Here is a 24877-nt window from a genome sequence, read left to right on the forward strand (position 1 = left end):
CGTGCGACTTTCCCAACCGGTCTGCCCCTCGCGCGTCGGGCGAACCCTCAGCGCGTCGCGCGGATCAGTGCCCGAGCCTGCGACAGCACCTTCTCGCCCTGGCAGGTGGCGGTGATGTCGAGCCTGGTCAGGCCCTCTTCGGTGACCTCCTTGACCACCGCCGACACCTCGATCTCGGTGCCCTCGTCGGTGTCCGGGACGACCACCGGGCGGGTGAACCGGACGCCGAAGTCGACCACCGCGTCCGGCGCGCCGGCCCAGCCGGCCACCGCCCGGCCGACCAGCGCCATGGTGAACATGCCGTGGGCGATGACGCCCGGCAGGCCCACGCCGGTGGCGGTGCGGTCGCTCCAGTGGATCGGGTTGAAGTCGCCCGAGGCGCCCGCGTAGCGGACCAGGTCCGCGCGGGTCACCCGGTACGTCTGGGTGGGCAGCTCCATGTCCTCAGCCCTCTCCGCGTACGACGATCTTGGACCACACGGCGACCACCGGCTCACCGTCCACGGTGCTCACGTCCGTGCGGGTGGTCAGGAAGCCGTGCCCGCCCCGGGTGGTGACCTCCTCGATGGTGTTCACGCACACCAGCTCGTCCCCGGCCACCACCGGCCGGGTGTACGCGAACCGCTGGTCGCCGTGCACCACACGGCTGTAGTCGACGCCGAGCGCCGGATCCTCGACGATCTGCCGGTTCGCCGCCATCGTGACGACCACGGGGAACGTCGGGGGCGCCACCACGTCGCGGTGGCCCAGCGCCCGGGCCGCCTCGGGGTCGTGGTGGGCCGGTTCGGTGGCACCGACGGCGGTGGCGAACTCGCGGATCTTTTCTCGGCCCACCTGATAGGGGGCGGTCGGCGGGTACGTCCGGCCGACGAAGGACGGGTCCAGGGACATGCCGCCGAACCTACACGGAAAACACGAACGCCGATCCGCCCGGTCGGGCGGCCCGGAGGCCACCCGTCAGGTGGATCGGCGTTCGAGAAGCTGCTGCGAACCGGCTGCGCCGGCAGCGGTCAGCGGGTCTCGCGGTGGACGGTGTGCTTGCCGTCCCGGGGGCAGAACTTCTTCAGCTCGATGCGGTCCGGGTCGTTACGGCGGTTCTTGCGCGTGATGTAGTTGCGCTCCTTGCACTCCACACACGCCAAAGTGATCTTCGGCCGGACATCGGTCGCCTTCGCCACGGCGGAGTGCCTTCCTCGCTCACGGATATCAACTACGGCGTGTCAGCGTACGCGCTGACGACGCGGACATGCAAAGTGGGCGCCTGTGGCGCCCATCCCACCGGCCACCGGGCTGGGCCCGGAGGACGAGAGTAGCGGTGGCCGGACTTGAACCGGCGACACAGCGATTATGAGCCGCTTGCTCTGCCATCTGAGCTACACCGCCGTGGCGGGTCCAGCCGGACCCTCTGAGCCCCCTTACGGAATCGAACCGTAGACCTTCTCCTTACCATGGAGACGCTCTGCCGACTGAGCTAAGGGGGCCTGCCCGATCACCCCGGGGGGTGTCGCGCAGGGGAAACAGTACACGACCGCGTCGCGCAGGTGAAATCGGATCCCCCGGGTGCGTGTCCGCCCTGGTCAGGGCACCACTCGCAGGCGCGGCAGCTCCCCCGCGACCACCGTCTCCGGGTCGATCTGGGCGCCGAACCAGGCCTCCAGCCGCTCGTACGGCAGAGGGCGGCTGAACAGGAAGCCCTGGCCGATCTCGCAGCCGATGTCCTGGAGCAGCTCCAGCGTCAGCTCACTCTCCACGCCCTCGGCCACCACCGCCAGGCCGAACTGCTGGGACAGCGTCACCACCGCGTTGACGATCGCCAGGTCGCCCGGGTCGGTCGCCATGCCCTGCACGAACGACCGGTCCACCTTCACCTCGTGCACCGGCAACCGGCGCAGTTGCGCCAGCGACGAGTTACCGGTGCCGAAGTCGTCCACCGAAAGGCGGACACCGAGGTCACGGAGGCTGCGCAGGGTCGGTATGGGACGTTCGGTCCCGTCCAGGACACCCGCCTCGGTGACCTCCAGCGTCAACCGCTGCGGCGGTACGCCGTACTCGGCCAGCAGATCGCGTACCAGCGCCGGGAAGTGCTGGTCGGTGAGCGTACGCGCGGCGAGGTTGACCGCGACGGACAGCGGCTGTTCGCCGTGGCTCCAGTCGCGGCTGCGCCGCAGGCTCTCCCGGAGCACGAACTCGGTGAGCCGGCCGAGCTGGCCGGTGTGCTCGGCCACCGCCACGAAGTCGTCCGGGGCGACCGTGCCGTGCGCCGGGTGCTCCCACCGGGCCAGGCACTCCACGCCCACCAGGCGGCGGTCCCGCAGCGTGACCTTGGGCTGGAAGTAGACCTCCAGCTCGCCCTCGTCCAGCGCCCGTTGCAGGTCGCCGGCGAGGCCGAGCCGCCGCAGTGACCGCGATTCCAGCGCCGGGCTGTAGAGCTGGATGCTGCCGGGTACCGACTTCGCCGCGGTGGCGGCCAGGTCGACGCGTTGCAGCAGCGCCACCGCGTCACTGCCGTGATCCGGGTGGACGGCCACCCCGACGACAGTGTCCACGTCCAGGGTGAGCGCGTCGAAGACCATCTCGTCGCGGATCTGCTCCCGGATCTGGTTCGCCAGCTCCAGGGCCGCCTCGGTGCTCTCCAGCCGGAGCGTCACCAGGAACTCGTCACCGCCGGCCCGGCCGACGAGTGCCGAGGAGGGCGCGCAGGCGCGCAGCCGCTCGGCCACCTCGACAAGCACCTTGTCACCCGCGGCGTGGCCCAGCGACTCGTTCACCTGGCGGAGCCGGTCGACGTCGAAGAGCAGCAGCGCCACCACCTCACCCGGGGCGCGGATCTTGACCGCCTCCGCCACCGACGAGGTGAGGCGCCGCCGGTTGGGCAGCCCGGTGAGCGCGTCGTGGTCGGCGTCGTGCCGCAGCCGGTCGACCAGGCGGGAGTTCTCCAGCGCCACCGCGGCGTGCGCGGCCACCGTCTCGAAGACGGGGATGTCGCCGGGGGCGAAGTGACCGATGTCGCTGAGCCGGTTGGTCACCTCGAGCGTGCCGATCACGGCCTGGCCGGAACGCAGCGGCACGACGATGGCGTCCTTGACCCGCTCCTCCCCCGCGGCCTGCCGCAACGCGGGATCGCCGCCGAGCCAGCGGCCGATCGAGAGGGTACGACCCTTCTTGCGCACCTGCTGCCGCAGGCTCGCCGGGGTCGGCGCCAGGTCCAGCAGACCGGGGGTGTCCACCCGGGCGGTGAGCAGCACCTCGGGATGCCGGCCCTGGGCGGGGAGCCAGAGCGTCGCGTACTCGGCCTGCATCAGCGCGCGTACCCGGTCGAGCAGGATGTCGGCGAGCGACCGCTCGGTGCCGGAGGCGAGGAGACGGGTGAGCTCGTACATCCCGGCCAGCGTCCGATGCTGGCGGAAGAACTGGGAGTAGGAGCGGTAGACCAGGACCAGGCCGCTGAAGAGGGCGGCGAGCAGCAGGGCCGACCACCACGTCGTCTTCAGGGCGATCAGGACGAGCAGGCCGATCGCCACGTTGATGGCGGCGGTGAGCAGCGCGGTCGGCATGCTGCGCAGCGCGTCCCGCCCGGCCTGCCAGCCCTGGAGCAGCACGTGCACACCGACCACGCTCACGAGGCTGACCAGCGTCACGACACAGACGGCGAGGAACAGGGAGCCCCAGGTCCCCGGCCCGACACCATCCAGCGGTGGCAGCGCCAGGAGCACGAGGCTGGCCAGCGAGGTGGCGGCAGCGGCCTTGGCGGCGTTGAACCAGAGCTTCGCCGCGCCGAAACGGTGCGAGGCGCTCCAGATCAGCACCGAGAGTGTGTAGATCAGGACGACACTCAACGGGGGCAGGAAGTAGAGCGCCACGATGAGTGGCACCTCGGTCAGCGTCACGCCCACCGACTGGCGCCGGACGTAGACGTTCAGCACCGCGAAGCTGATCCCCGCCATGACGACGAAGAACGCGAAGGCGAGCGGCCACTTGCCGAACGGTTGATCGGCAACCAGCGCGACGCAGGTGCTGCAGACCACCGCCAGCAGCGCCAGAGGGGCGGTGACGAGCCAGGCACGTTCCGTCGACCTACGAGGTCGGCCCTGGCCTGCCATGCCCCTCCTACCCGAGACGCCGTCCGCCGGGCGGCGGACGGCTCGATGATTCAGCGTGGGGCGTCCATCGTCCAGACGATGTCGGCGAGTTGCGCGCTACCAGTGCCGGGGATGATGCCGAAGGCGCCTGCGATGGCGGCGAGCACGAGGAGCGAGCCAAACAGCCGGCCCAGCGTTCGACCAGACATGATTGCTCCTGTCGGGAGATTGCCACAGGGATGGTGAAGGTTTCCCGATCGTGCCACAACGCCGGGGAGCAGAAAAGCGGAGAGGACCCGCCCAGCCCGAGTAGCTGTCAGGTTCCGCCGTTCGGCCCGGCCACCCACGACACGCAGCCAGGTCATGGGGGTGAAGGGACATCCGACGGTTCGTCCACTGCGGATTCCCACCTTCACCCACGAAGGGGATCAAGTCACGCGAAACCCCATCCCACCTACCCCGGGCCACCCGGCCGGCTCCGCCGGGCCGAGCCGTCCGGTGGATCGCCACCGGACCCGCGGGCATTGACCACCATACCTGCCCCTGTCATGAACGCCAGAGGATGATTCCCTCATTCACGCCGGAACAGCTCAGTGGGCTCACCAGGGGCCTCCAGCGCCTCGGCGTACGTCACCTGAGCATGTCCGCCTCGCCGGTGTCCGGGTCGACCGCCACGCTGAGCTTGAAGTGTCCCCGGGCTCGGGCCTCGCCACGGGGGACGAAGTCGACGACCAGCAAGCGCTCGGTTCCGCGGAGTCCTCGCACCTGCGCTTCGTACGGCTCGGAGATCTGCCAGTCGTCGAGTTGGAACCCGCCTCGGGGCTTGCCGGCGCGCATCCGTCTGGTGAACTCGGCGGTCGCCAGCACCCGAACCTCATCCTGATCCACGACCCAGTATCGATCTACTGTCCCGTCCGCCGGAGGACGCGGCCCGGCGGACCGGTCGCGCGGCTACTGGCCGAAGGTGTACCGCAGATTCGCGTTGATCAGCTCGTTCAGCCGCTTACGCAGATGCCCGATCAGCGAGGGATCAGGTAGAGGCTCAGCGAGCAGCAGCGTCCACCGAAGCAAGGTGCCCTGATGCCCGTCGGACGCAAGATCGAAGCGCACCTGCGCGTCGGGGCGCTTCGACCACAGCGATGACCAGACGACCAGGTTCGGGCGTTCGCGGCGCAGGATCTGCGGTCGCTGTTCGTCGTCCAGCAACCGCAGCCACGGGCGTGCCGGGTCGCGATCGGGCTCGCTCAGCGCCTCGAAGACGACGGCCGGCGGAGGCGCTTGGCCGCGCATGCGGCTGCCCGCTTCGATCATGGCTCAGCTTAACGGCGCAAGCCGACAGGGCTGACGAGTACCGCACCGCCTGAACGAGAATGGCCCCGGAGCGCGTTTTCGCAGCTCACGGGGCCGTTCTTGCACCTGGTGGCGGGTAGAGGATTCGAACCTCTGTAGCTTTCGCGACGGATTTACAGTCCGCTCCCATTGGCCGCTCGGGCAACCCGCCAGGGCACACCACCGCGTCGCAACGCGGCGGCGGAAGCAAGGATAGCGGTTGCCCCCGGCACTGCCGCAACCGGGTACCGTCAGGAGGTCCCACGCTGGTCAGCGCGGGACGGACCAGGACAGACCGCCGGACAGCAGGAGCATGAGCATGGCAGCGAACCCGTCGTTCGACATCGTGAGCAAGGTCGACCGGCAGGAGGTCGACAACGCCGTCCGCCAGTCGGAGAAGGAGCTCGCGACGCGGTTCGACTTCCGCGGCACCGGCGCGGAGATCTCCTGGTCGGGGGAGGAGGCGATCAGCCTCCAGGCGGAGACCGAGGAGCGCGTTCGGGCCGCGCTGGACGTCTTCAAGGAGAAGCTGGTCAAGCGGAACATCTCGCTGAAGTCGCTCGACGCCGGCGAGCCCCGGCAGTCGGGCAAGATCTTCAAGATCGACGCCAAGGTGGTGCAGGGCATCGACTCGGACAAGGCGAAGGCGATCAGCAAGAAGATTCGCGACGAGGGCCCGAAGGGCGTGCAGGCGCAGATCCAGGGCGACCAGCTCCGCGTCACCGGCAAGAAGAAGGACGACCTCCAGGCCGTCATCGCCCTGCTCAAGGGCGAGGACTTCGGGCTGGCCCTCCAGTTCACCAACTACAGGTAAGGCTCGGCCATCCGGGCAGGTCAGGGATACGGTCACGCCTTCTGGCCTCGCGCGCCTCGTCGCCATGGTCGTCGTTCGTCACTACCGTGTGGCGGCCGACGGCCGGGCGACGGCCCGGCACGCACCGACTCGGGTAAACCGATTCGGCCGACTATCGGTTCTACGTTCGGCTGGCGGACTGGCTCTTGACTCTCGACCCGGTCGAGGGCTGACCCTTCCCGGATGACGCCTGAAGAGCCCGCCCAGCAATCAGCCCTGCTCGCGATCGACCTGGAGATGCTGCGGCCGGTACTTCGCAGCGGCTGGGGAGCGGACACCTGCGACCCAGTTGATGTGCAGGATTGGCACGCCGGCAACCCGGCCCGTGGTCAATGCGGAGTGACCGCCTTGATCATTCAGGACCTGCTCGGCGGAGAGCTGATCCTGGGCGAGGTCCTCGCCGGAAACGCCAAGATCGGCTACCACTACTGGAATCGACTGGTCGACGGGCGCGAGGTCGACCTGACATCTGACCAGTTCCAGCCGCCGGAAGTCGTCGTCGGCGGTCAGGTCCAGCAACGCCCGCCGGGCCCACCTGGGCGATGCCGCCGGCAGTACGAGATTCTGCGGCACCGCGTCTTCGCAGCCCTCTACGGCGGCGAACCGACCCGGCCCACTCAACCGTGACGGTGGGCGTCGCGACAGACCGCGGTCCAGCCACGACCGGCGGGCCGGAACGCCGCGGCGTCTTCTGCCGTCAGGCGACTTCCTTGGGGTACGGGCCGGTCGTGAGGTCGGCTGGGAACCATGACCTGCGCGATGCTCCTCCCCTATCGCCCGGTGCTCGGTCAACCGGTACTGCGTCGGCTGCTGCCCGGGCTCGCGACCTCCGCTCTCGGTGACGGGCTCGCCCTTGTCGCGGTGACGTGGCTGGCTCTGCAACTCGCCCCCGCCGGGCAGCGCGGCACCTGGACCGCGTTCGCGGTGGCCGCGTACACGCTGCCGGGCGCGGCCGGCACGCTACTGCTCGGGCGGTGGCTTGGTGGACGGAGCGGGGCCCAGCTCGCCGGCTGGGACGCGACGGTGCGGGCCGCCGCGTTGGGGGCGATCCCCGTCGCCCACCTCGCCGGGGTGCTGGACGTCGGTCTCTACGTCGCCTTGCTCGCGGTGTCCTCGCTGCTGCACCCGTGGGGGTCGGCCGGTCGCTTCACGCTCGTGGCGGAACTTCTGCCGCAGCGGCACCACCTGGCCGCGAACGCGCTGCTCGGCGTGTTCGGCCAGGCCGCGACGATCGTCGGCCCACCGCTGGCCGGCGTCCTCATCGCCTGGATCGGCCCGGTGTGGGTGATCGCCGTCGACGCCGCGAGCTTCGCCGTGCTGGCCGCCAGCTACCGCCTGGTCGTCCGCGATCGAGAAGCCGCGGCCGTCCGGTACCGGAACGCCCCGGCCGGGTCGCGGCCGTCGCGTACGTCGGGATTCCGGATCATCGGGCGGGACCGGTCGCTGCTCGGACTGCTGGCGCTGACCTTCGCGTTCTTCTTCCTCTTCGGACCGTTCTACGTCGCCATGCCGGTGCACGTCACCGAGGATCTGCACGCCTCCGCCGGGACGCTCGCGGCCTACTACACCGCGTTCGGCGTCGGCTCGCTGCTCGGCGGGCTGTTCACCGGTCACCTGCGCGGATGGCCGCTGCGGACCACGCTCGCCGGCATCGTCGCGCTGTTCGGCGCCGCGCTGCTCCCGCTCGGCCTGGGCGCGCCGGTCGTCCTGTCGCTGCCCGCGTTCGCGCTCGCCGGTCTGGTCTGGGCGCCCTACCAGCCGACCGCGACGGCGTTGTTCCAGCGCCGCGCCGGCGCCGTGGACCTCCCCCGCGTGCTGGCGGCGAACGGGGCGGTCACCGTGCTCGCGGTGCCGCTGGGCACGATGCTCGGCGGTCCGGCGACCGCCGCGTTCGGGGCACGCCCCACGCTCCTGGCGTGCGCGGTGGCGATCCTCGCGCTGGGTCTGGTCGCCGCAGCGTCCGCCGCGCGCCCCGGCCCCGGAGCGCGGAACACAGAGCGGACCGGGCCGGCGGGCCCGCACGACCAGCCCGGCCCGCACGACCAGGCCGAACCGCACGACCAAGCCGAACCGCACGACCAGGACGGACCGCACGATCGGCCCGGCCGGGTGAAGGCGCCCGATCGGGTACGACCCGGAGCGACCTGATCCGGGTGCAACCGGCGGAGTCGCATCGGGGTGTCGTGTGGTGAGAGCGGACACGGGAGGTGGGCATGGACGGCCCCGAGGACTTCGACGCCTTCTACACGGCGACCGCGCGGCGGGTCGTGCACCACGTCTACGCCCTCTGCGGCGACCTGGCCGAGGCCCAGGACGTGACGCAGGAGGCGTACGCGCGGGCCTGGCAGCGCTGGTCGGCAGTCGGGGCGTACGAGGATCCGGAGGGCTGGGTGCGGACGGTGGCCTGGCGCCTGACGGCCAACCGGTGGCGCGGCCTGCGGCGTTGGTTCGCCGCGCGGGCCCGGCTGGGCCGGGAGACTCCGGCGCCCGGGCCCAACCCGGACCGGGTGGCGTTGCTGGCGGCGTTACGGCGACTGCCCGACGCGCAACGGCTGGTCGTCGTCCTGCACCACCTCCACGACCTGCCGGTGGCGGAGATCGCCCGGACCACCGGCATGCCGGAGGGGACTGTCAAGTCGTACCTGTCCCGGGGCCGCGCCGCGCTCGCCGTTCTACTGACCGACGACAAGGAGGAAGTCGATGTCGGCACGCATTGGTGAGGCTCTGCGGGAGTTGGAGCAGGACATGACCGGGCTGCGGCTCAGCCCAGCGGCCGAGGTGCGCGCACGGGGGCGCGCCAGGAGCCGGCGACGGGCCGCGGTTCTGGCGGGGGTGGCCGCGGTGACGGTCGCCGGCGGCGCCGCGACCACGGCGGCGCTGTCCGGACCGGCGACGCCGATGCCGGCCGCCGGCGGCGCGGCCACCCCGTCCGCCACGGCGCCGGCCACGTGTCAGGCCGACCCTCCGGTACGGCTGGACGTCGTCTTCCGGCCGGGCGCCGGCTCGCCGCAGATCGGGGAGGTCGACTACCGGATCGGGCAGGCGCGCGGGGACACCGGGCTGCGCTGCGGTGGCAGGACGGTCGCGGCCCGGCCGGACGGCGACGGCCGGGTCGTCCTGTCGGTGCTGCTGGCGCAGGGTGAGGACCCGGCGCCGATCCGGGCCGCCGTGGAGAAGCTGCCCGGGGTGGAGCGGGTGGTGACCGCCGGCGGGTGAGCGGTCAGGCGGCGAGCGTCTGCTCGGCGCGTACCGCTATGGCCTCGGCCCGGGCGATCGGGCCGCCGGGCAGCGCGGCGACCGCGGCCCCGACGGCGACCGCCACCCCGGCGAAGACGAACGCCCAGGGGACGCCGCCGGCGTGGTCGATGATCAGGCCGGCGATCGAGCCGCCGGCGGCGCTCGCCGCGACCGACATGGTCACCACCCAGGTGTACGCCTCGTTCAGCATGCCGGCCGGGGTGATCCGCCCGACGAGCGTGTTCTCCAGGGTGAGCGCGGGGGCGATGGCCGCGCCGCCGAGCACCAGCGCGACGCCGAGCGCGGCCGGGCCGGGCATCACCGCGAAGACGGCGAAGCTGGCCGCGACGGTGCCGAGCAGCCAGGCGAACTGGCGGGTCATGTTGGCGGCGGGCTTGCGTACGCCGAACCAGAAACCACCGATGGCGCTGCCGATGCCCCAGACGGCGAGCAGCACGCCGGCCAGGCTCTCCGGGTCGTCGGCGCCGGAGTTCCCGGCGAAGGCCGGGACGATGACGCCGGAGGCGCCGAACGCGATGCCGAGGCTCGCCACGCAGAGCAGCAGCGCGGGGAAGCCGCCGAGCCGCAGCGGGCCGAGGCCCCGGGCGTGGTGCTCGCGCGCGTGCGGGCGCCAGCCGCGCATGACCCGGCCGAGCGCGACGGTGGCGGTGCCGACCAGGGTGACCACCGCGGCGCCGACGAGCGCGGCGGAGGCGTCGGCGAACAGTACGAAGCCGGCCACCAGCAGCGGGCCGATCACGAACACGACCTCGAAGAGGGTGGTCTCGGCGGCGAGCGCGGTGTTGCGCAGGTGCGCCCGGCCGGTGGCGGGGGCGGTGAGGTCGTTCCAGGCGCCCCGGATCGCGGCGGTGAGCGGCGGGTACGTGGCTCCGGCGACGCCCGAGGCCAGGTAGATCAGCCCGAGGTTGCCGCTGTCGGAGCGGGTGGCGACGAGCAGCCCGATCAGGGCGAGCGGGTGGGTGACCGCGGTGAGCAGCAGGACGGGGGTGGGTCCGACCCGGTCGGCGATCCGGCCGGCGACCGGGCTGAGCGCGGCGCCGGAGAGCGCGTAGATGCCGCCGGCGACGGCGGCCAGGGAGTACCGGCCGGTGACCTGCTCGACGACGAGCAGCAGCGCCAGCGGGGTCATGCCGATCCCGAGCCGGCCGATGATGCCGAGGACCAGCAGCATCGGCGCGCCGGGGATCCGCCAGACGCCCTGGTACTGGCGCAGTGCGGCCACTGTGTGCACCTCCGGGAAGTAACGAGTGAGTCAGCCTTCGACCCTAACGCTCCTGCTGGGCGGGGCGGTGGTCGAGTCGGTCACATCGGGCTGCCGGCGCGGGGCTGCCTTACCCGCCGTTAACGAGTAGGTTCGGTGATCGAACGGAGTCCATGCCTACGGCGGGTCGGCCGCCGCCGTGATCGGAGGTCGGATGAGCGGCATGGCTGTCGCGCCGCTACGGGTCGAGATCTACTCGCTGTACGGCGACGCCCGGCCCGCCGAGCCCGCGTCCGCCACCCTCCGGGGTTCACTGCCGGTCCGCGCGGTCCAGCAGTGCCCACCGGTGGCCGCCGGTTCCGGTCTCGGGTGGTACGTCTACCCGCCCGCCGACGCCGAGCTGGTCACCGGGCAGGGTGTCGCGGAGTGGCCGGACGACCTGTGGGAGGACCTGGTGGCGCTGCGCCGCCGCCGGCAGGATCCGCAGATCCGCAGCAGCTACCGGCGGGAGCAGGCTCGCCGGAGACGTGAACGGGCCGACTACGAGCCGGTCGGCGTCGAGGAAACGGACCCGTCGGATCGATGACCGAGACCGCGACGCCCGCGCCCGGCTACCGGGCCCTGTTCCGGCATCCGGTCGCGGCCCGGTTACTCGTCGCCCGGGGTGTCTCCGAGCTGGGTGACTTCGTCGGGCTGGCGGCCCTGCTGCTGCTCGCGTACGACCGGACCGACTCGGTCCTCGGCCCGGCCGCCGTGTACGCCGCCCGCACGGTGCCCGCCCTGCTCGTCGCGACGGCGTTCAGCGGCTGGCTGGACGTGCCGGCCCGGCGCACCATGCTGGTCGGGCTCTCGCTGGCCGGTGCGGTGCTCATCGCCGTACCGGCGGCGGTGCCCGAGCCGGTGCCGGCGATCGTGGCGGCCGGGCTGCTCGGCGCGGTCCGGGCCGCGTACGCGAGCGTGCACGTGGCGATCACGGCCGAGGCGGTGGAGCCGCCGCTGCGGCTGCCGCTGTTCGGGCTCTCCGCGTTCGCCAATCAGAGCGGTCAGGTCGTCGGCCTGCTCGCCGGCGCCGGTGTGACGGTGGCGCTCGGTCCCCGGGTGGCGCTCGTGATCGACCTGGTCTCGTTCCTGCTCGCGGCGGTGGTCCTCGCCGGCCTTCCGGTACGCCGGCAGGAGCACCGGGGTCCACGGCCGCCCGCGACCGCCGGTATCCGGATCATCGCCGCCCATCCGGTGCTGCGGGGTGTGGCGCTGCTGACCCTGGCCACCGTCGTGTCCGGCGGGCTGCCGGAGACGCTCGCCCCGGACCTGGCCGCCGGGGGGTGGCGGCCGGTCGTGCTGGCGGCGTCGTCGTTCGGCGGCGCGGTGTTCGTGCTCGTGGTCGGGCGGCGCGGCTGGCTGGCCCGGGTGACCGGTCAGGTGGTGGCGGCGAGCGCGCTGGGCGCCGCGCTGCTGCTGGCCGGTCTGCTGGTGGCCCTCGACGCCCCGGCGTGGGCGCTCGCCACAGCGAACGCGCTCGTCGGCGCGGGCGGCGGGTGGCTGATCGGCGCCCAGGCCACGTTCGCGCGGCTGGCGCCGCGGGAGCGGATGGGGCAGGTGGAGGCGACGATCGTGGCCGGCAACATCGTGCTGTCCGGGGTCGGGATCTTCCTGCTCGGCGGTGTGGCCGTACTGCTCGGCCCGGCCGCCGCGTACCTGGCGGCGGGGGCGGTCCTGCTCGCCGTGGTACTGGCCGTCCGGCCGGACCGGGTGCCTGAGCCGGCCGCGTCCTGACGCCCGGCCGGAGCCGCCCGAGCCGGCGGGGCCTGAAGCAGTGCGCAGACACGAACGCCGCCCGCGTCCGGGTGGACGCGGGCGGCGTTCGTGTCACGCGGGTCAGCGCTGGAACTGCACCGGCCCGGAGTTGCGGGCCATCTGCTCCAGGCGGGCCACCCGCTGCTCCATCGGCGGGTGGGTGGCGAACATCGCGGCGATGCCGCCGCCCCGCTTGAACGGGTTGTCGATCATCAGGTGGGCGGTGCTGGCGAGCTGGCCCTGCGGCGCCAGCGGACGCGCCTGCGTACCCAGGTGGATCTTGCGGAGGGCACTGGCCAGGGCCAGCGGGTCGCGGCTCAGCTCGGCGCCGGACTGGTCGGCCTGGAACTCCCGGCTCCGGCTGATCGCGAGCTGGATCACCGTGGCGGCGATCGGGCCGAGGATCAGCGTGAGCAGCAGCACGGCCGGGTTCGGGCCGTCCTCGTCGTCCGACGAGCCCAGCGGGATGAACCAGGCGAGGTTCGCCAGCATGGTGATGATGCCGGCCAGGCCGGCCGCCACGCTGGAGATCAGGATGTCCCGGTTGTAGACGTGGGACAGCTCGTGGCCGATCACGCCACGCAGCTCCCGGTAGTCCAGGATCTCCACGATGCCCTGGGTGACGCAGACCGCCGCGTGCTCCGGGTTACGACCGGTGGCGAACGCGTTGGGCTGCGAGGTCGGGCTCACGTAGAGCCGGGGCATCGGCTTGCCGGCCTGCGTGGAGAGCTCCCGCACCATCTGGTACAGCTCGGGGAACTGTGCCTCGCTGACCGGTTGCGCCTTCATCGAGCGCAGTGCGAGCTTGTCGGAGTAGAAGTAGGTGACGCCGTTCATCAGCAACGAGACGACGACGGCGATGACGAGACCGCCGCTACCGCCGAACCAGTAGCCGATCGCGAGGATCAGCGAGGTCAACAGGCCGAGCAGCGCTGCGGTCTTGAGACGGTTGTGATGCACGATCTCTCCTTCGGTGCACGGGCCCTTGCGGGAGGCCCGCTGACCGGTTCAACACACCGGTACCCGTCAACCATCCGGCTCATGGCTGAAAGTTGGCTGGATGTTGCTGTGCGCAGGCTGAAGCGGTCGCCCATCCGGGCAGGAACCGGTCAGCGCGCCGCCACGTCCAGCACGAGCTGCGGTGCGAGACCGATCACTACCGCGGCGACCGTGGCCACGCCGAGCGCCAGCACCACGGTCCGGGCGGGCCGGACCGTCGCCACGCCGGTCGGCGTCGCGTAGAGCGAGGCGGTGACCCGCAGGTAGTACGCCAGGCCGATCACCGCGTTCAACGCCACCACCAGCGCCAGCCACCCCGCGTGCCCGGCCAGCAGCGCGCGTACCACTGTCACCTTGGCGAACAGCCCGGCCAGGCCCGGCGGCAGCCCGGCCAGCCCGATCAGCGCCAGCGCGAACGCGCCGCCCACCCAGGGGTGCCGCCGCGCCGCGCCGTGCAGGTCGGCGAGCGTGCCGCCGTCGCCGTCCGCCGGGCGCAACGCCACCACAGCGGCGAACGCGGCCAGCTCCAGCAGCACGAAGAAGATCGCGTACGCGACTGCTGCGGCGTACGCGGCCGCCCGCGCGTCGCCGGTGCGGCCCGCGGTCAGCGCCAGCGCGCCCAGCGGGGCCAGGATGTACCCCGCCTGGGCCACCGACGACCAGGCGAGCAACCGCACGGTACGCCGCTGACGCAGCGCCACCAGGTTGCCGACGGTCATGGTCAGCACCGCCAGCGCCGCCAGCACCGGACCGGTCAGGTCACCCGGCAGCGCCCGCTGCACCACCGCCAGCAGCGCCACCACGCCACCGAGCTTCGAGGCGGTCGACAGGTACGCGGCCACCGGCAGCGGCGCGCCGTCGTACGTGGCGGGGGCCCAGGCGTGGAACGGCACGGCGGCGACCTTGAACGCCAGCCCGGCCACCACGAGCGCCACCGCGACTGTGGTCAGCGGCAGATCGGTCAGGTCGTCGCGGGCGGCCAGGGTGGCGCCGAGCCGGTCCAGGTGCAGCGTGCCGGTGACCGCGTAGAGCAGCGCCGCGCCGAGCAGCGTCACTGTGGTGGCGACCACGCTGACCACGAAGAACGTCACCGCCGCCTCGGCGCCGGCGAGGCTGCCCCGGCGCAGGCCGACCAGCACGTACAGCGGAAGCGTCAGCGTCTCCAGCGCCACGATCAGCGTGATCAGGTCACCGGCGGCGCCGAGCACCACGCCACCCGTCATCGCGCAGGCGAGCAGGAAGCAGTACTCGCCGACCGGGGTCCGCCCGGCACGCAGCAGCGGGCCGGACAGCGCCAGCACGCCGAGCGTGAGCAGCGCGATCACGGCCCCGACCAGCGCGGCCCGGCCACCCCACACCCAGGAACAGTCCGCGCCCACGCAGAACGTGCGCCGCTCACCGGCCGCCCCGACCAGTGCCGCGCCGGCCGCGGTGCCGGCCGCGCCGAGCGCCGCCACCGCCACCGTGACGGCGGGCCGGGCCACCAGCAGGTCGAACAGGAGCACCAGCACGGCCGTGCCGGCGGCCAGGTACGCAGGCAGCATCGCCAGGTTGTCGACAGGCTGCACCAGGCTCATGGGACGACCCCCAGCAGCGCCTCCACCGGACCGGAGGCGTACGACAGCACGAGCGCCGGGGCCAGGCCGACCGCGAGCGCGAGCAGCACCAGCGGCGCCCAGGCGGTCAGTTCCGCCCCGGCCAGCCCGGGTGCGAGCCCCGCCACCGCCGGGCTGGGCCGCCCGTGGGTGACCCGGCGCAGCAGCCGCAGGAAGTACGCGGCGGTGAGCGCCCCGCCCAGCGCGGCCAGCACGGCGAGGGTCAGCCAGAGCGGGCCGCCCCGCTGCACGGCGGCGACCACGGCGAACGCCTCACCCCAGAACCCGGCCAGACCGGGCAGCCCCAGCGAGGCGACAGCCGCGAAGCCGAGCAGCCCGGCCAGCCGGGGCGCGGTCTCCCGCAGCCCGGACAGCTCAGCCAGCGAGCCGGTGTGCGCGCGGTCCTTGACCGCCCCGGCCAGGAAGAACAGCAGGCCGGTGATGACGCCGTGGGCGATGTTGCCGATCAGCGCGGCCTGGATCCCGGTGGCGGTGAGCGTGGCGACCCCGAGCAGCACGAAGCCCATGTGCCCGACGCTGGAGTACGCGATCAGCCGCTTCAGGTCGTCCTGCGCCAGGCAGACCAGGCCACCGACCAGGATCGCGGCGACGGCGAGCACGCCGAGCACCGGCGCGGCCCAGCGGGCGCCCTCCGGGGCCACCCCGACGGCGACCCGGATCAGCCCGTACGTGCCCATCTTGAGCAGCACCCCGGCGAGGATCACGCTGCCGACGGTGGGCGCCTGGGTGTGCGCGTCGGGCAGCCACGAGTGCAGCGGCCAGAGCGGGCTCTTCACCGCAAACGCGAGCGCCAGCAGCGTGAACGCGGCGAGCTGCGTGCCCCGGGACAGCCCGGCACCGCCGGTGAGCGCAACCAGGTCGGCGGTGCCCGCGGCGGCCACCACCACGTAGACGCCGACCAGCAGCAGCACCGAGCCGAACAGCGTGTAGAGCGCGAACTTGCGGGCCGCCCGACGACGGTCCGCGCCGCCCCAGCCGGCGATCACCGCGTACATCGGCAGCAGGACGACCTCGAAGAACAGGAAGAACAACACCAGGTCGAGCGCGAGGAACGTGCCGAGGATGCCCACCTCGACCACCAGCAGCAGCGCCACGAGCGCCCGCCCGCTGCCGCCGCCGGACGGCACCCGCCACAGCGTGTACGCGCAGCACAGCAGCGTGAGCAGCGCGGTCAGCACCACCAGCGGCCAGGAGATGCCGTCCACGCCGAGGTGGAAGCGCAGGTCGAGCCCGGGCACCCACTGCAGGTCGAGCTGGTGCCACGGCTGCACCGCCGGGCGTGGCCCGTACCCGAACCAGCCGTGGTCGCCGGCGACCAGCGGCAGCGCCGCCAGCAGCGTCACCGCGGCGGCGACGGTGCCGACCACCCGGCCGGCCCGGTCACCCGGCACGAGGGCGGTGGCCAGCGCGCCGAGCGCCGGCACCGCGACCACCGCGACCAGCAGGACCTGCCCGAACGTCATGAGGTCACTCCGATCAGCGCGACCGCGAGGCCGATCAGCAGCGCGCCGGCCAGCACGCCGGCCGCCGCGCGCGGCAGCGCCGCCCGGTGCAGCGCGGCCAGGCCGCCGCCCACCTCGACCGCCGCCCGGCCGCTGCCCTCGACCAGCCCGTCCACGCCGAGTTCGTCACCGGTACGCACGACCCGCGCGAGCGCGCCCGCCGGGCGTACGACGAGGGTGTGCTGGACGTCGTCGAGCCGGAACGCGCGGGCGAACACCGGCCGCAGCGGACCCAGGAAGCGGGCCGGGTCGGCGGCCGGGTCGCGGCGCCAGCCCGCCCAGGCGACGCCCGCGCCGACCAGCAGCAGCAGGAACGGCAGGATCAGGTTCGGCGCGAGGTGCACCAACTCGACCGCCTCGGCGGTGTCGTCGCCCGGCACGCGCAGCCGGTCGGCGAACCAGGGCGCGAACGCGGCCAGGCCGAGCAGCGCGGCCGGGACCGCGAGCAGCAGCACCGGCAGGCGCAGCAGCGCGGGCGGGTCGTGCGGACGCAGCAGCGGCGTACGCGTCCGGCCGAGGAACGTGCGCAGCAGGAGGCGGGTCGCGTACCAGGCGGTCACCGCGACGCCGACCAGCCCGGCCAGCCAGACCAGCCAGCCCACCCAGGCCGCGCTCGGCCCGGCGCCGTCGAGCGCGGCCGCCTCGGCGGCGGCGAGCACGCCGTCCTTGCTCCAGAAACCCGAGAGCGGGGGTACGCCGGCGAGCGCGCCCAGGCCGACCACCATGCACCAGAACGTCACCGGCATGGCGGTACGCAGGCCGCCCATCCGGGACATCAGCGTGGTGCCGACGGCGTGGATCACCGCACCGGCGGCGAGGAACAGCAGCGCCTTGAACGCGGCGTGGGTGAGCAGGTGGAACAGCGCGGCGGCGGGTGCGCCGACCGCCAGCGCGCCGGTCATGTAGCCGATCTGGGACACCGTCGACCAGGCGAGCACGCGCTTGATGTCGTCCTGCGCGGTCGCGGCGAACGCGCCGAGCAGCATCGTGATCGCGGCCATCACGCCCAGCACAGCGAGCGCGGCCGGTGCGCGCTCGAACAGCGGGAACAGCCGGGCCACCGCGTACACCCCGGCGGCGACCATCGTGGCGGCGTGGATCAGCGCGGACACCGGCGTGGGACCGGCCATCGCGTCGGGCAGCCAGGTGTGCAGCGGGAACTGGGCGCTCTTGCCGGCCACCCCGGCGAGCAGCAGCAGGCAGGCCGCGGTGAGCGTGCCGGTGCCGTAGTCGTGGGCCAGCACGTCGGCGATCCGGAAGCTGCCCGCGCCCACGCCCAGCAGCGCGATGCCGAGCAGGAAGCCGACGTCACCCACGCGGGTGACCAGGAACGCCTTCACCGCCGCGCCGGGTGCCTCGGGCAGCCGCCGGTCGTGGGCGATGAGCAGGTACGAGCAGATGCCCATCACCTCCCAGCCGACCAGCAGCATGATCAGGTCGCCGGACACCACCACCGTGAGCATGGCGGCGGTGAAGAGGCTCAACTGCGCCGCGTACGGCGGGTAGCGGTGGTCGACGTCCACGTCGTCGTGGGGGCCCCGGCGCAGGTAGCCGATCGAGTAGACCTGCACGGCGAGCGCCACAGCGGAGACGGCGGTGGCGACGAGCACCGCGACGCCGTCCAGGCGCAGGCCCAGCGTGACCCGCAGCCCGCCCAGGTCGACCCAGGTGGTGGACGCCTCGACCGGGGCGTCCACGCGGACCAGCAACGCCAGCGCCGCCAGCAGCGACACCGCCGCCCCGGCCACGCCCAGCGCGACAGCCGACCGCCGGGCCGTCGCCCGGTCCTGACCCGGGGCGGGCGGCAGCAGCAGGCCGAGCAGCCCGGCGACCAGCGGCGCCGCCGGCAGCACCGCGGCGAGCCACAGCGTCGGCGTGCTCACCGGACCGCTCCTTCCGTGCCCGGCGCCTGCGGCGTCGGCAGCCCGACCGGGGCCGCCGCGACCACGGGTGCCGGCTCGGCCAGCGGCACGTCGTCGACTGTGACGCTGGCGCGCAGCCGGTAGAGCTGGAGCACGATGGCGAGCCCGACACCGATCTCGGCAGCGGCCAGCACGATCACGAACAGCGCGAACACCTGCCCGGAGTGCGGCAGCACGGCCTTGACGGTGGTGTCGGCGGTGACCAGCACCAGGTTCACCGCGTTCAGCATCAGCTCCACCGCCATCAGCACCAGGACGGCGTTGCGGCGGCGCAGCACGCCGTACACGCCGAGGCCGAACAGCAGCGCGGCGGTGACGTACGGGATGACCGGCCTCACGGGCGCCCGCCCTCGTCGGCTGGTTGCGCGGCGCTGGTGTCGGTGGACCGGCGGCCGATGTCGGGGCGGGAGAGCACGATCGCGCCGACCAGCGCGGCCAGCAGCAGCACCGACAGCACCTCGAACGGCAGCACCCACGAACGGAACACCTGCTCCCCGAGGCGCTCGGCGGTGCCGGCGGCGGGCAGGTCCACCCGGGACCAGCGGAACGCGTCGATCAGCAGCACCGCCAGGCCGAGGCCGCTGCCCGCGCCGACGAGCGCGGCGGCCCAGCCCGGCCGGTCCAGGTCGTCCGACGGGCCGATCGGCGCGCGGGTCAGCATCACCGCGAACAGCAGCAGCACCACCACCGCGCCGACGTAGATGAGCACCTGCACCCAGGCCACCAGCTCGGCGGTCAGCACCAGGTAGTCACCCGCGAGCGCGCCCAGGCAGACCACCAGCCACAGCCCGGCCCGGACCAGGTGACGGGTCGCGACCACCAGCGCACCAGCGCCCACCGCCACCGCGCCCAGCGCCAGCAGCAGGACGTCCGCACCGGTCATGAGGCGGTGCCTCCGCCCGGATCGGTGGCGGCGTCGGGGCGTACCCGGGAAGGAGCCGGACGGGCCGACGGACCCGCCGCCTTCCGGGCGGCGGTGGTCTCCTCCTTGGAGGGGTCGCCGAGCGGGTCGTGGGCCGGCGGCGGCGGCACGGTGGCCATCCACTCGCCCAGGTGGTCCTTGTCGTGCAGCAGGTTCTTGATGTCGTACTCGGCGTACTCGAACTCAGGTGACCAGTAGAGCGCGTCGAACGGGCAGACCTCGACGCAGATGCCGCAGTACATGCAGAGCGAGAAGTCGATGTCGAACTTGTCGAGCACGTTGCGCTGGCGGGGGCGGGCGGCGCCGGGCACCGCCACCTCCTCCTTGTGCGAGTCGATGTAGATGCACCAGTCCGGGCACTCGCGCGCGCAGAGCATGCAGACGGTGCAGTTCTCCTCCAGCAGCGCGATCACGCCACGGGAGCGGGGAGGCAGCTCAGGCTCGACATCCGGGTACTGCTGGGTGGTCGAGCGGCGGGTCATCGTCTTCAACGTGACCGCCAGGCCCTTCACCAGGCCCCCGCCGGGCACTCCACCGTGCTCGCTCATGCCGCCCATCCTGCCCTGTGGCCCGGGCGCGCGCGACCACCACCCGGCGCTTTGGCCCGCGCGGGCGGCCGGATCACGCCTCGCCGGGTGTGAGCGGGGGAAGCATCTCCACGCCGAGCTGCTGGAGCATCTGGAACAGCTCGTTGACACTCCACACGTCCACGACCCGCCCGTCGTCGTCGAAGCGCAGGAACGTCGCGCCCGAATAACTGACCACGCGGCCGGTCGCCGGCACCGGGCCGAACTGCCCGGCCTGGGTGCCGGCGGCCCGCCAGCGCACCGCCACCCGCGTACCTGTCGCCACCACGTCGACGATCTTGTAGCGCAGGTCGGGGAACGACGCCCGCCGGTCCCGGTGCCACGCCAGCATCGCCGCCGGGCCGGTGCCGCCCAGACCCGGGCAGTCCGCCGCCACCAGCTCGTACGCGCTCTCCTCGCGCCCCGCGTTCCACACGTCGGCGACGAAACGCCGGGCTGCCGCCTCCACATCGGTCACGGCGGGCAGCCTATGCCCCTCTCCGGGGTACTCGCCCTGCCGGGAGCCGCCGGAGCGACCATGATGGGAACGAGAAAGCGAACTCGGAGGTGGGTGTGGGCGGCAGCGACGACGAGGTCCTGGACCGGACCGGCGGCAAGTACGTGGAGCCGGGTGGCGAGTTCACCCGGGACCAGCGCTACATCGCCACCCGGATCACCGCGGACGAGCGGGACGGCTGGCCGGTGGAACCGGGGCGCTACCGGCTGGCGGTCAGCCGGGCCTGCCCCTGGGCCAACCGGCTGATCATCGTCAGGCGCCTGCTCGGGCTGGAGGACGCCATCTCGATGGCCGTGGCCGGGCCGACCCACGACAAGCGGAGCTGGACGTTCGACCTCGACCCGGACGGCAAGGACCCGGTGCTGGGCATCGAGCGTCTGGCCGATGCGTACTTCGCCCGCTTCCCCGGCTACGAGCGCGGCATCACCGTGCCGGCGCTCGTCGACGTGCCCACCGGCCAGGTGGTGACGAACGACTACGCGCAGATGAGCCTGGACCTCACGACCGAGTGGACGGCGCACCACCGGCCGGGCGCGCCGGACCTCTACCCGGAACCGCTGCGCGCCGAAATCGACGAGGTCAACCAGGTCGTGTTCGCCGACGTCAACAACGGGGTCTACCGGTGCGGCTTCGCCGGCAGCCAGGAGGCGTACGACAAGGCGTACCACAGGCTGTTCGACCGGCTGGACTGGCTGAGCGAGCGGCTCGCCGGGCAGCGGTACCTGGTCGGCGACACGATCACCGAGGCGGACGTACGGCTGTTCACCACGCTCGTCCGCTTCGACCCGGTCTACCACGGGCACTTCAAGTGCAACAGGCAGAAGCTCAGCGAGATGCCGGTGCTGTGGGCGTACGCGCGGGACCTGTTCACCACGCCCGGCTTCGGCGACACGATCGACTTCGACCACATCAAGCGGCACTACTACGAGGTCCACCGGGACATCAATCCGACGGGCATCGTGCCGCTCGGCCCCGACCTGAGCAACTGGCTGATCCCGCACGGCCGCGAGGAGTTGGGCGGCCGCCCCTTCGGCGACGGCACCCCACCCCCGCCCCCACCCGAGTCCGAGCGGGTAGACCCGACCCACACCCCCTTGCGCTGACCCCGCCCCCGCCCCCGCCCCCGCCCCCGCCCCGGCCCCGGCCCCGGCCCCGGCCCCGGCGATCTTGCACTTTGGGTCCTGAACCTGGACGCTTTGCCCCTTTCGCCGGGGCAGAAAGTGCAAGATCGCCGGGGAGAGGGGGCGGGTGGGGACGGGGAGGGAGGGACGGCGGGTGGGCTACAGGGCCAGGCGGACTGCGGCGGTCAGGACGAGCTGGGCCAGGGCCAGGGGGACCAGGACCAGCCAGCAGAGGCGCTGGAGCTGGTCCTCGCGAAGCCTCGGGTAGCTCACCCGCAGCCAGATGATCACGAAGGCGACGGCGAAGACCTTGAGCAGCGTCCACAGCCAGCCGAGCTGCGCGTCGGCGAACGGGCCCTGCCAGCCGCCGAGGAACAGCACAGTGGTCAGCGCCGCGATCACCACGATGCCCACGTACTCGGCGAGCAGGAAGAACGCGAACCGCAGGCCGGTGTACTCGGTCATGTAGCCGAAGACCAGCTCGGAGTCGGCCACCGGCATGTCGAACGGCGGGCGGCGGATCTCCGCCAGCCCGGCCACGAAGAAGATCACCATGGCCGGCGCCTGCCACAGCAGCCACCACGGCTGCCACGCCTCCACGATCCCGGGCAGGCTGAGCGTGCCGGCCGCCATCGCCACCGAGGCGGCGGCCAGCACCAGCGGCAGCTCGTACCCGAGCAACTGGGCCGCGCCGCGCAGCCCGCCGAGCAGGCTGTACTTGTTCGCCGACGCCCACGCGGACATGAGCACGGCCAGCACGCCGACGCCCACCACGGCGAGCACGAAGAACAGGCCGATGTCCAGCGGCTGGGCGACCAGGTCACCCGGCCCGAGCGGGATGACGAGCAGCACCAGCAGGTACGGCACCAGCGCCACCGCGGGCGCCAGCCGGAACACCGGCCGGTCCGCGTCGCGCGGGGTGACGTCCTCCTTCTGCACGAACTTGATGCCGTCGGCTACCAGTTGCGCCCAGCCGTGGAAGCCGCCCGCGTACATCGGGCCCAGCCGGCCCTGCATGTGCGCCATCACCTTGTGCTCGGCCTGGCCCACGATCAGCGGCAGCGTGAGGAACGCGACGAGCACCCCCGCCACGCGCAGGACCAGCTCCAACCAGTCCGGCATCAGCTCTCCCCCGCCGCGCCGGGCTCCGGCTCCTGGCGGGGCGGCCCGGTCGGTCGCTCCCCCGGCAACGGCCGCCCGAGCGGACCCGCCTCATCGGCCGCCGGAGCACCAGCGGACCCTGCCTCGGCCTCCCCGGCAGCAGGCCGCTCCGAGGCCTCCCCGGCAGTCGGCCGCGCCGGGCGCTCACCCGGAGCGGGCCGCGCCGGGCGCTCAGCGGCAGCAGGCCGCGCCGGGCGCTCACCCGGAGCCGGCCGCGCCGGGCGTTCCCGGGCCGGACGCGCCGGCGTACCCCCTCGGGGGCCCTCACCGGCGCCCGCCGCACCCGCCGGCGTGGGCGTCGTGCCCCACTCACCCGGCGCGGGCACGCCCGGCGGCCGGACCGGCCGGCGGCCGCCGCCCGCCTCCGACTCGCCCGGCTCCTTCGCGCCGGGCCACGGCTTGGCGACCCGGGAGGCGAGGACGAACTCCTTGCGCAGCGGGTGCCCCTCGAACTCGGGCGGTAGCAGCAGCGGACGCAGCTCGCCGTGGCCGGCGAAGTCGATGCCGAACATCTCGTGCGTCTCGCGCTCGTGCCACGCGGCGCCGGGGAACAGGTCGACCACCGACGCGACGACAGGCGTGTCCCGGGGCACCCGGGTGCGCAGCAGCAGTCCGTGCCGGTGCCGGACCGACCAGAGGTGCAGCACCACGTCGAAGCCGTCGGCCAGCTCGTCCACCGCCGACAGCCAGTCCAGGAAGTCGAGATCCAGCTCGGCGTCGTCGCGTGCCGCGCGCACCGCGTCCGCCCAGCTCGCCGGGGGTACGTCGACGGTGGCGCGGGCGTACCCCTGACCGCCGGACACGGACGCGGTGGCCTCGACGGGCGCGAGCAGCGCGACCACTCGGCGGCCGACCTCTTCCGGAGTCATGCGCTGATCCTATGGCGGACGGCTGCCGACCGGGTCGGGCCGTCCGTGCCGGGATCGCCGCTTTGCCGGACGGACGGCGGCAGCGCGCGGAAAGATGAGGTCCGTGCGCGCTGTGACTGTGACCCCCGGTGTCCCGGATTCGCTGCGGCTCGCCGAGGACTGGCCCGAGCCGCCGCCCGAGGAGGGCGCGATCCTGGTCGAGGCGCTGGCGGTGGGTGTCTGCGGCACCGACCACGAGATCGTGGCCGGCGAGTACGGCGAGGCGCCGCCCGGCCAGGAACGGCTGGTGCTCGGGCACGAGTCGCTGGGCCGCGTGCTGGAGGACCCGACCGGCACGTTGCAGGCCGGGGACCTGGTCGCCGGCGTGGTCCGCCACCCCGACCCGGTGCCGTGCGCGAACTGCGCGGTGGACGAGTGGGACATGTGCCGCAACGGTCGGTACACCGAGCACGGCATCAAGGCGTTGCCCGGTTTCGCCAGGGAACGCTGGCGGTTGCAGCCCAAGTTCGCCGTCGGGCTGGACCCTGCGCTCGCGTCGGTCGGCGTGCTGCTGGAACCGACGAGCGTGGTGGCGAAGGCGTGGGACCACATCGAGCGGATCGGCCGCCGGGCCGAGTGGAAACCGATGACGGTGCTGGTCACCGGCGCCGGGCCGATCGGGCTGCTGGCCGCGCTGCTGGGTAGCCAGCGTGGGCTGTCGGTGCACGTGCTGGACCGCAACACCACCGGGCCGAAGCCGGAGCTGGTCCGGGCGCTGGGGGCGACGTACCACACGACGACGGTGCCCGAGCTGGACGTGAAGCCGGACGTGGTGATCGAGTGCACCGGCGCGCCCACTGTGGTGCTCGACGCCATGTGCAAGGCCGCGCCCACCGGCATCGTCTGCCTGACCGGCGTCTCCAGCGGCGGCCGGACGATCAACTTCGACGCCGGGGCGCTCAACCGGGAGCTGGTGCTGGAGAACAACGTGGTGTTCGGCTCGGTGAACGCCGGGCGGCGGCACTGGGAGATGGCCGCCGAGGCGCTCGCCCAGGCCGAACAGTCGTGGCTGACCTCGCTGATCACCCGCCGGGTGCCGCTGTCGAACTACCGCGAGGCGTACGCCTCGGTCGGTGAGGACATCAAGGCGGTGCTGGACTTCACGCAGTGAGGCGGGGCGCCGGACCCG

At 73.1% G+C, this 24877-nt stretch carries 27 protein-coding genes and 3 tRNA genes; 9 read left to right on the forward strand and 21 right to left on the reverse strand.

What is annotated here, in order from left to right; translation table 11 throughout:
* Window positions 1-47: 47 nt before the first annotated feature.
* The 10 genes from CLT75_RS20815 to CLT75_RS20855 form a co-directional block, all read right to left on the reverse strand.
* Window positions 48-440, reverse strand: a complete 393-nt coding sequence (locus CLT75_RS20815; RefSeq protein WP_091426432.1) for a MaoC family dehydratase — start codon at window positions 438-440, stop codon at window positions 48-50.
* Between the two features lie 4 nt (window positions 441-444).
* Complete coding sequence (locus CLT75_RS20820) at window positions 445-891, reverse strand: FAS1-like dehydratase domain-containing protein (protein ID WP_135242083.1); 447 nt, start codon at window positions 889-891, stop codon at window positions 445-447.
* Between the two features lie 119 nt (window positions 892-1010).
* The gene (gene rpmG, locus CLT75_RS20825) at window positions 1011-1178 is read right to left on the reverse strand and encodes a 50S ribosomal protein L33 (RefSeq protein WP_013288652.1); all 168 of its coding nucleotides are present in this window, start codon (window positions 1176-1178) and stop codon (window positions 1011-1013) included.
* A 132-nt stretch (window positions 1179-1310) separates the two neighbouring features.
* A tRNA-Met gene (locus CLT75_RS20830) sits at window positions 1311-1383 on the reverse strand.
* A gap of 25 nt (window positions 1384-1408) precedes the next feature.
* Window positions 1409-1481 (reverse strand) — tRNA-Thr (locus CLT75_RS20835).
* Window positions 1482-1577: 96 nt separating this feature from the next.
* Window positions 1578-4100, reverse strand: coding sequence for a bifunctional diguanylate cyclase/phosphodiesterase (locus tag CLT75_RS20840; RefSeq protein WP_135242084.1), 2523 nt, complete (start codon window positions 4098-4100; stop codon window positions 1578-1580).
* A gap of 50 nt (window positions 4101-4150) precedes the next feature.
* Window positions 4151-4288, reverse strand: a complete 138-nt coding sequence (locus CLT75_RS32710; protein ID WP_162959301.1) for a hypothetical protein — start codon at window positions 4286-4288, stop codon at window positions 4151-4153.
* A 421-nt stretch (window positions 4289-4709) separates the two neighbouring features.
* A complete protein-coding gene (locus tag CLT75_RS20845; protein ID WP_486485233.1) occupies window positions 4710-4967 on the reverse strand; it encodes a hypothetical protein in 258 nt (85 codons plus the stop codon).
* A gap of 63 nt (window positions 4968-5030) precedes the next feature.
* Window positions 5031-5390 carry a hypothetical protein gene (locus tag CLT75_RS20850; RefSeq protein WP_135242085.1) on the reverse strand — a complete coding sequence of 120 codons (360 nt, stop codon included), beginning with the start codon at window positions 5388-5390 and terminating at the stop codon, window positions 5031-5033.
* A gap of 106 nt (window positions 5391-5496) precedes the next feature.
* Window positions 5497-5580, reverse strand: a tRNA-Tyr gene (locus CLT75_RS20855).
* Window positions 5581-5727: 147 nt separating this feature from the next.
* Here CLT75_RS20855 and CLT75_RS20860 point away from each other — a divergent pair.
* From CLT75_RS20860 to CLT75_RS20880, 5 genes are all read left to right on the forward strand, one after another.
* Complete coding sequence (locus CLT75_RS20860) at window positions 5728-6222, forward strand: YajQ family cyclic di-GMP-binding protein (protein WP_135242086.1); 495 nt, start codon at window positions 5728-5730, stop codon at window positions 6220-6222.
* Window positions 6223-6444: 222 nt separating this feature from the next.
* A complete protein-coding gene (locus tag CLT75_RS20865) occupies window positions 6445-6888 on the forward strand; it encodes a YunG family protein (RefSeq protein WP_135242087.1) in 444 nt (147 codons plus the stop codon).
* Window positions 6889-7008: 120 nt separating this feature from the next.
* Entirely contained in the window at window positions 7009-8409 is a 1401-nt protein-coding gene (locus tag CLT75_RS20870; protein ID WP_135242088.1) for an MFS transporter, read from the forward strand.
* A 65-nt stretch (window positions 8410-8474) separates the two neighbouring features.
* On the forward strand, window positions 8475-8981 hold the full coding sequence (locus tag CLT75_RS20875) for a SigE family RNA polymerase sigma factor (RefSeq protein ID WP_135242089.1): 507 nt from the start codon (window positions 8475-8477) through the stop codon (window positions 8979-8981).
* On the forward strand, window positions 8962-9477 hold the full coding sequence (locus CLT75_RS20880) for a hypothetical protein (RefSeq protein ID WP_135242090.1): 516 nt from the start codon (window positions 8962-8964) through the stop codon (window positions 9475-9477). The genes CLT75_RS20875 and CLT75_RS20880 overlap by 20 nt, the downstream gene beginning before the upstream one ends.
* 4 nt (window positions 9478-9481) lie before the next feature.
* On the opposite strand, the gene CLT75_RS20885 is transcribed toward CLT75_RS20880, so the two are convergent.
* Window positions 9482-10741: an MFS transporter gene (locus tag CLT75_RS20885; RefSeq protein WP_135242091.1), complete on the reverse strand. Its 1260-nt coding sequence runs from the start codon at window positions 10739-10741 to the stop codon at window positions 9482-9484.
* Between the two features lie 193 nt (window positions 10742-10934).
* On the opposite strand from CLT75_RS20885, the gene CLT75_RS20890 reads away from it, so the two are divergent.
* Both CLT75_RS20890 and CLT75_RS20895 read left to right on the forward strand, forming a co-directional pair.
* Window positions 10935-11306, forward strand: coding sequence for a hypothetical protein (locus tag CLT75_RS20890; RefSeq protein WP_135242092.1), 372 nt, complete (start codon window positions 10935-10937; stop codon window positions 11304-11306).
* The gene (locus CLT75_RS20895) at window positions 11303-12493 is read left to right on the forward strand and encodes an MFS transporter (RefSeq protein WP_135242093.1); all 1191 of its coding nucleotides are present in this window, start codon (window positions 11303-11305) and stop codon (window positions 12491-12493) included. The genes CLT75_RS20890 and CLT75_RS20895 overlap by 4 nt, the downstream gene beginning before the upstream one ends.
* 102 nt (window positions 12494-12595) lie before the next feature.
* On the opposite strand, the gene htpX is transcribed toward CLT75_RS20895, so the two are convergent.
* From htpX to CLT75_RS20935, 8 genes are all read right to left on the reverse strand, one after another.
* Window positions 12596-13474 (reverse strand): zinc metalloprotease HtpX, encoded by an 879-nt coding sequence (htpX, locus tag CLT75_RS20900; protein ID WP_135242094.1) that lies wholly within the window; start codon window positions 13472-13474, stop codon window positions 12596-12598.
* Window positions 13475-13623: 149 nt separating this feature from the next.
* Entirely contained in the window at window positions 13624-15090 is a 1467-nt protein-coding gene (locus CLT75_RS20905) for a proton-conducting transporter transmembrane domain-containing protein (RefSeq protein ID WP_135242095.1), read from the reverse strand.
* A complete protein-coding gene (locus CLT75_RS20910) occupies window positions 15087-16592 on the reverse strand; it encodes an NADH-quinone oxidoreductase subunit M (protein WP_135242096.1) in 1506 nt (501 codons plus the stop codon). The genes CLT75_RS20905 and CLT75_RS20910 overlap by 4 nt, the downstream gene beginning before the upstream one ends.
* Complete coding sequence (locus CLT75_RS20915) at window positions 16589-18514, reverse strand: NADH-quinone oxidoreductase subunit L (RefSeq protein WP_135242097.1); 1926 nt, start codon at window positions 18512-18514, stop codon at window positions 16589-16591. The genes CLT75_RS20910 and CLT75_RS20915 overlap by 4 nt, the downstream gene beginning before the upstream one ends.
* Window positions 18511-18891: an NADH-quinone oxidoreductase subunit NuoK gene (gene nuoK / locus CLT75_RS20920; RefSeq protein WP_135242098.1), complete on the reverse strand. Its 381-nt coding sequence runs from the start codon at window positions 18889-18891 to the stop codon at window positions 18511-18513. The genes CLT75_RS20915 and nuoK overlap by 4 nt, the downstream gene beginning before the upstream one ends.
* Entirely contained in the window at window positions 18888-19436 is a 549-nt protein-coding gene (locus CLT75_RS20925) for an NADH-quinone oxidoreductase subunit J (RefSeq protein ID WP_135242099.1), read from the reverse strand. The genes nuoK and CLT75_RS20925 overlap by 4 nt, the downstream gene beginning before the upstream one ends.
* Window positions 19433-20023 carry a NuoI/complex I 23 kDa subunit family protein gene (locus CLT75_RS20930; protein WP_013473729.1) on the reverse strand — a complete coding sequence of 197 codons (591 nt, stop codon included), beginning with the start codon at window positions 20021-20023 and terminating at the stop codon, window positions 19433-19435. Before CLT75_RS20930 ends, CLT75_RS20925 begins: the two co-directional genes overlap by 4 nt.
* Before the next feature lie 73 nt (window positions 20024-20096).
* On the reverse strand, window positions 20097-20519 hold the full coding sequence (locus tag CLT75_RS20935; protein ID WP_135242100.1) for an ester cyclase: 423 nt from the start codon (window positions 20517-20519) through the stop codon (window positions 20097-20099).
* A gap of 95 nt (window positions 20520-20614) precedes the next feature.
* Between CLT75_RS20935 and CLT75_RS20940 the strand changes: the two genes are divergently transcribed.
* Complete coding sequence (locus CLT75_RS20940) at window positions 20615-21661, forward strand: glutathione S-transferase family protein (RefSeq protein WP_486485234.1); 1047 nt, start codon at window positions 20615-20617, stop codon at window positions 21659-21661.
* Between the two features lie 177 nt (window positions 21662-21838).
* On the opposite strand, the gene nuoH is transcribed toward CLT75_RS20940, so the two are convergent.
* Both nuoH and CLT75_RS20950 read right to left on the reverse strand, forming a co-directional pair.
* Window positions 21839-22801 (reverse strand): NADH-quinone oxidoreductase subunit NuoH, encoded by a 963-nt coding sequence (gene nuoH, locus CLT75_RS20945; RefSeq protein WP_013288672.1) that lies wholly within the window; start codon window positions 22799-22801, stop codon window positions 21839-21841.
* Window positions 22801-23709, reverse strand: coding sequence for an NADH-quinone oxidoreductase subunit C (locus CLT75_RS20950; protein ID WP_135242102.1), 909 nt, complete (start codon window positions 23707-23709; stop codon window positions 22801-22803). The genes nuoH and CLT75_RS20950 overlap by 1 nt, the downstream gene beginning before the upstream one ends.
* A gap of 103 nt (window positions 23710-23812) precedes the next feature.
* On the opposite strand from CLT75_RS20950, the gene CLT75_RS20955 reads away from it, so the two are divergent.
* A complete protein-coding gene (locus CLT75_RS20955) occupies window positions 23813-24859 on the forward strand; it encodes a glucose 1-dehydrogenase (RefSeq protein WP_209310361.1) in 1047 nt (348 codons plus the stop codon).
* The last annotated feature ends 18 nt before the right edge of the window (window positions 24860-24877 follow it).

This window comes from Micromonospora sp. CNZ285, assembly GCF_004637285.1.

Bases quoted from the DNA above. Each gene is read 5' to 3' on its own strand.
- CLT75_RS20815 (WP_091426432.1), bottom strand. From the start codon at position 440: ATGGAGCTGCCCACCCAGACGTACCGGGTGACCCGCGCGGACCTGGTC.
- CLT75_RS20820 (WP_135242083.1), bottom strand. From the start codon at position 891: ATGTCCCTGGACCCGTCCTTCGTCGGCCGGACGTACCCGCCGACCGCC.
- CLT75_RS20840 (WP_135242084.1), bottom strand. From the start codon at position 4,100: ATGGCAGGCCAGGGCCGACCTCGTAGGTCGACGGAACGTGCCTGGCTC.
- CLT75_RS32710 (WP_162959301.1), bottom strand. From the start codon at position 4,288: ATGTCTGGTCGAACGCTGGGCCGGCTGTTTGGCTCGCTCCTCGTGCTC.
- CLT75_RS20850 (WP_135242085.1), bottom strand. From the start codon at position 5,390: ATGATCGAAGCGGGCAGCCGCATGCGCGGCCAAGCGCCTCCGCCGGCC.
- CLT75_RS20860 (WP_135242086.1), top strand. From the start codon at position 5,728: ATGGCAGCGAACCCGTCGTTCGACATCGTGAGCAAGGTCGACCGGCAG.
- CLT75_RS20865 (WP_135242087.1), top strand. From the start codon at position 6,445: ATGACGCCTGAAGAGCCCGCCCAGCAATCAGCCCTGCTCGCGATCGAC.
- CLT75_RS20870 (WP_135242088.1), top strand. From the start codon at position 7,009: ATGACCTGCGCGATGCTCCTCCCCTATCGCCCGGTGCTCGGTCAACCG.
- CLT75_RS20875 (WP_135242089.1), top strand. From the start codon at position 8,475: ATGGACGGCCCCGAGGACTTCGACGCCTTCTACACGGCGACCGCGCGG.
- CLT75_RS20880 (WP_135242090.1), top strand. From the start codon at position 8,962: ATGTCGGCACGCATTGGTGAGGCTCTGCGGGAGTTGGAGCAGGACATG.
- CLT75_RS20890 (WP_135242092.1), top strand. From the start codon at position 10,935: ATGAGCGGCATGGCTGTCGCGCCGCTACGGGTCGAGATCTACTCGCTG.
- CLT75_RS20895 (WP_135242093.1), top strand. From the start codon at position 11,303: ATGACCGAGACCGCGACGCCCGCGCCCGGCTACCGGGCCCTGTTCCGG.
- CLT75_RS20905 (WP_135242095.1), bottom strand. From the start codon at position 15,090: ATGAGCCTGGTGCAGCCTGTCGACAACCTGGCGATGCTGCCTGCGTAC.
- CLT75_RS20910 (WP_135242096.1), bottom strand. From the start codon at position 16,592: ATGACGTTCGGGCAGGTCCTGCTGGTCGCGGTGGTCGCGGTGCCGGCG.
- CLT75_RS20925 (WP_135242099.1), bottom strand. From the start codon at position 19,436: ATGACCGGTGCGGACGTCCTGCTGCTGGCGCTGGGCGCGGTGGCGGTG.
- CLT75_RS20930 (WP_013473729.1), bottom strand. From the start codon at position 20,023: ATGAGCGAGCACGGTGGAGTGCCCGGCGGGGGCCTGGTGAAGGGCCTG.
- nuoH (WP_013288672.1), bottom strand. From the start codon at position 22,801: ATGCCGGACTGGTTGGAGCTGGTCCTGCGCGTGGCGGGGGTGCTCGTC.
- CLT75_RS20950 (WP_135242102.1), bottom strand. From the start codon at position 23,709: ATGACTCCGGAAGAGGTCGGCCGCCGAGTGGTCGCGCTGCTCGCGCCC.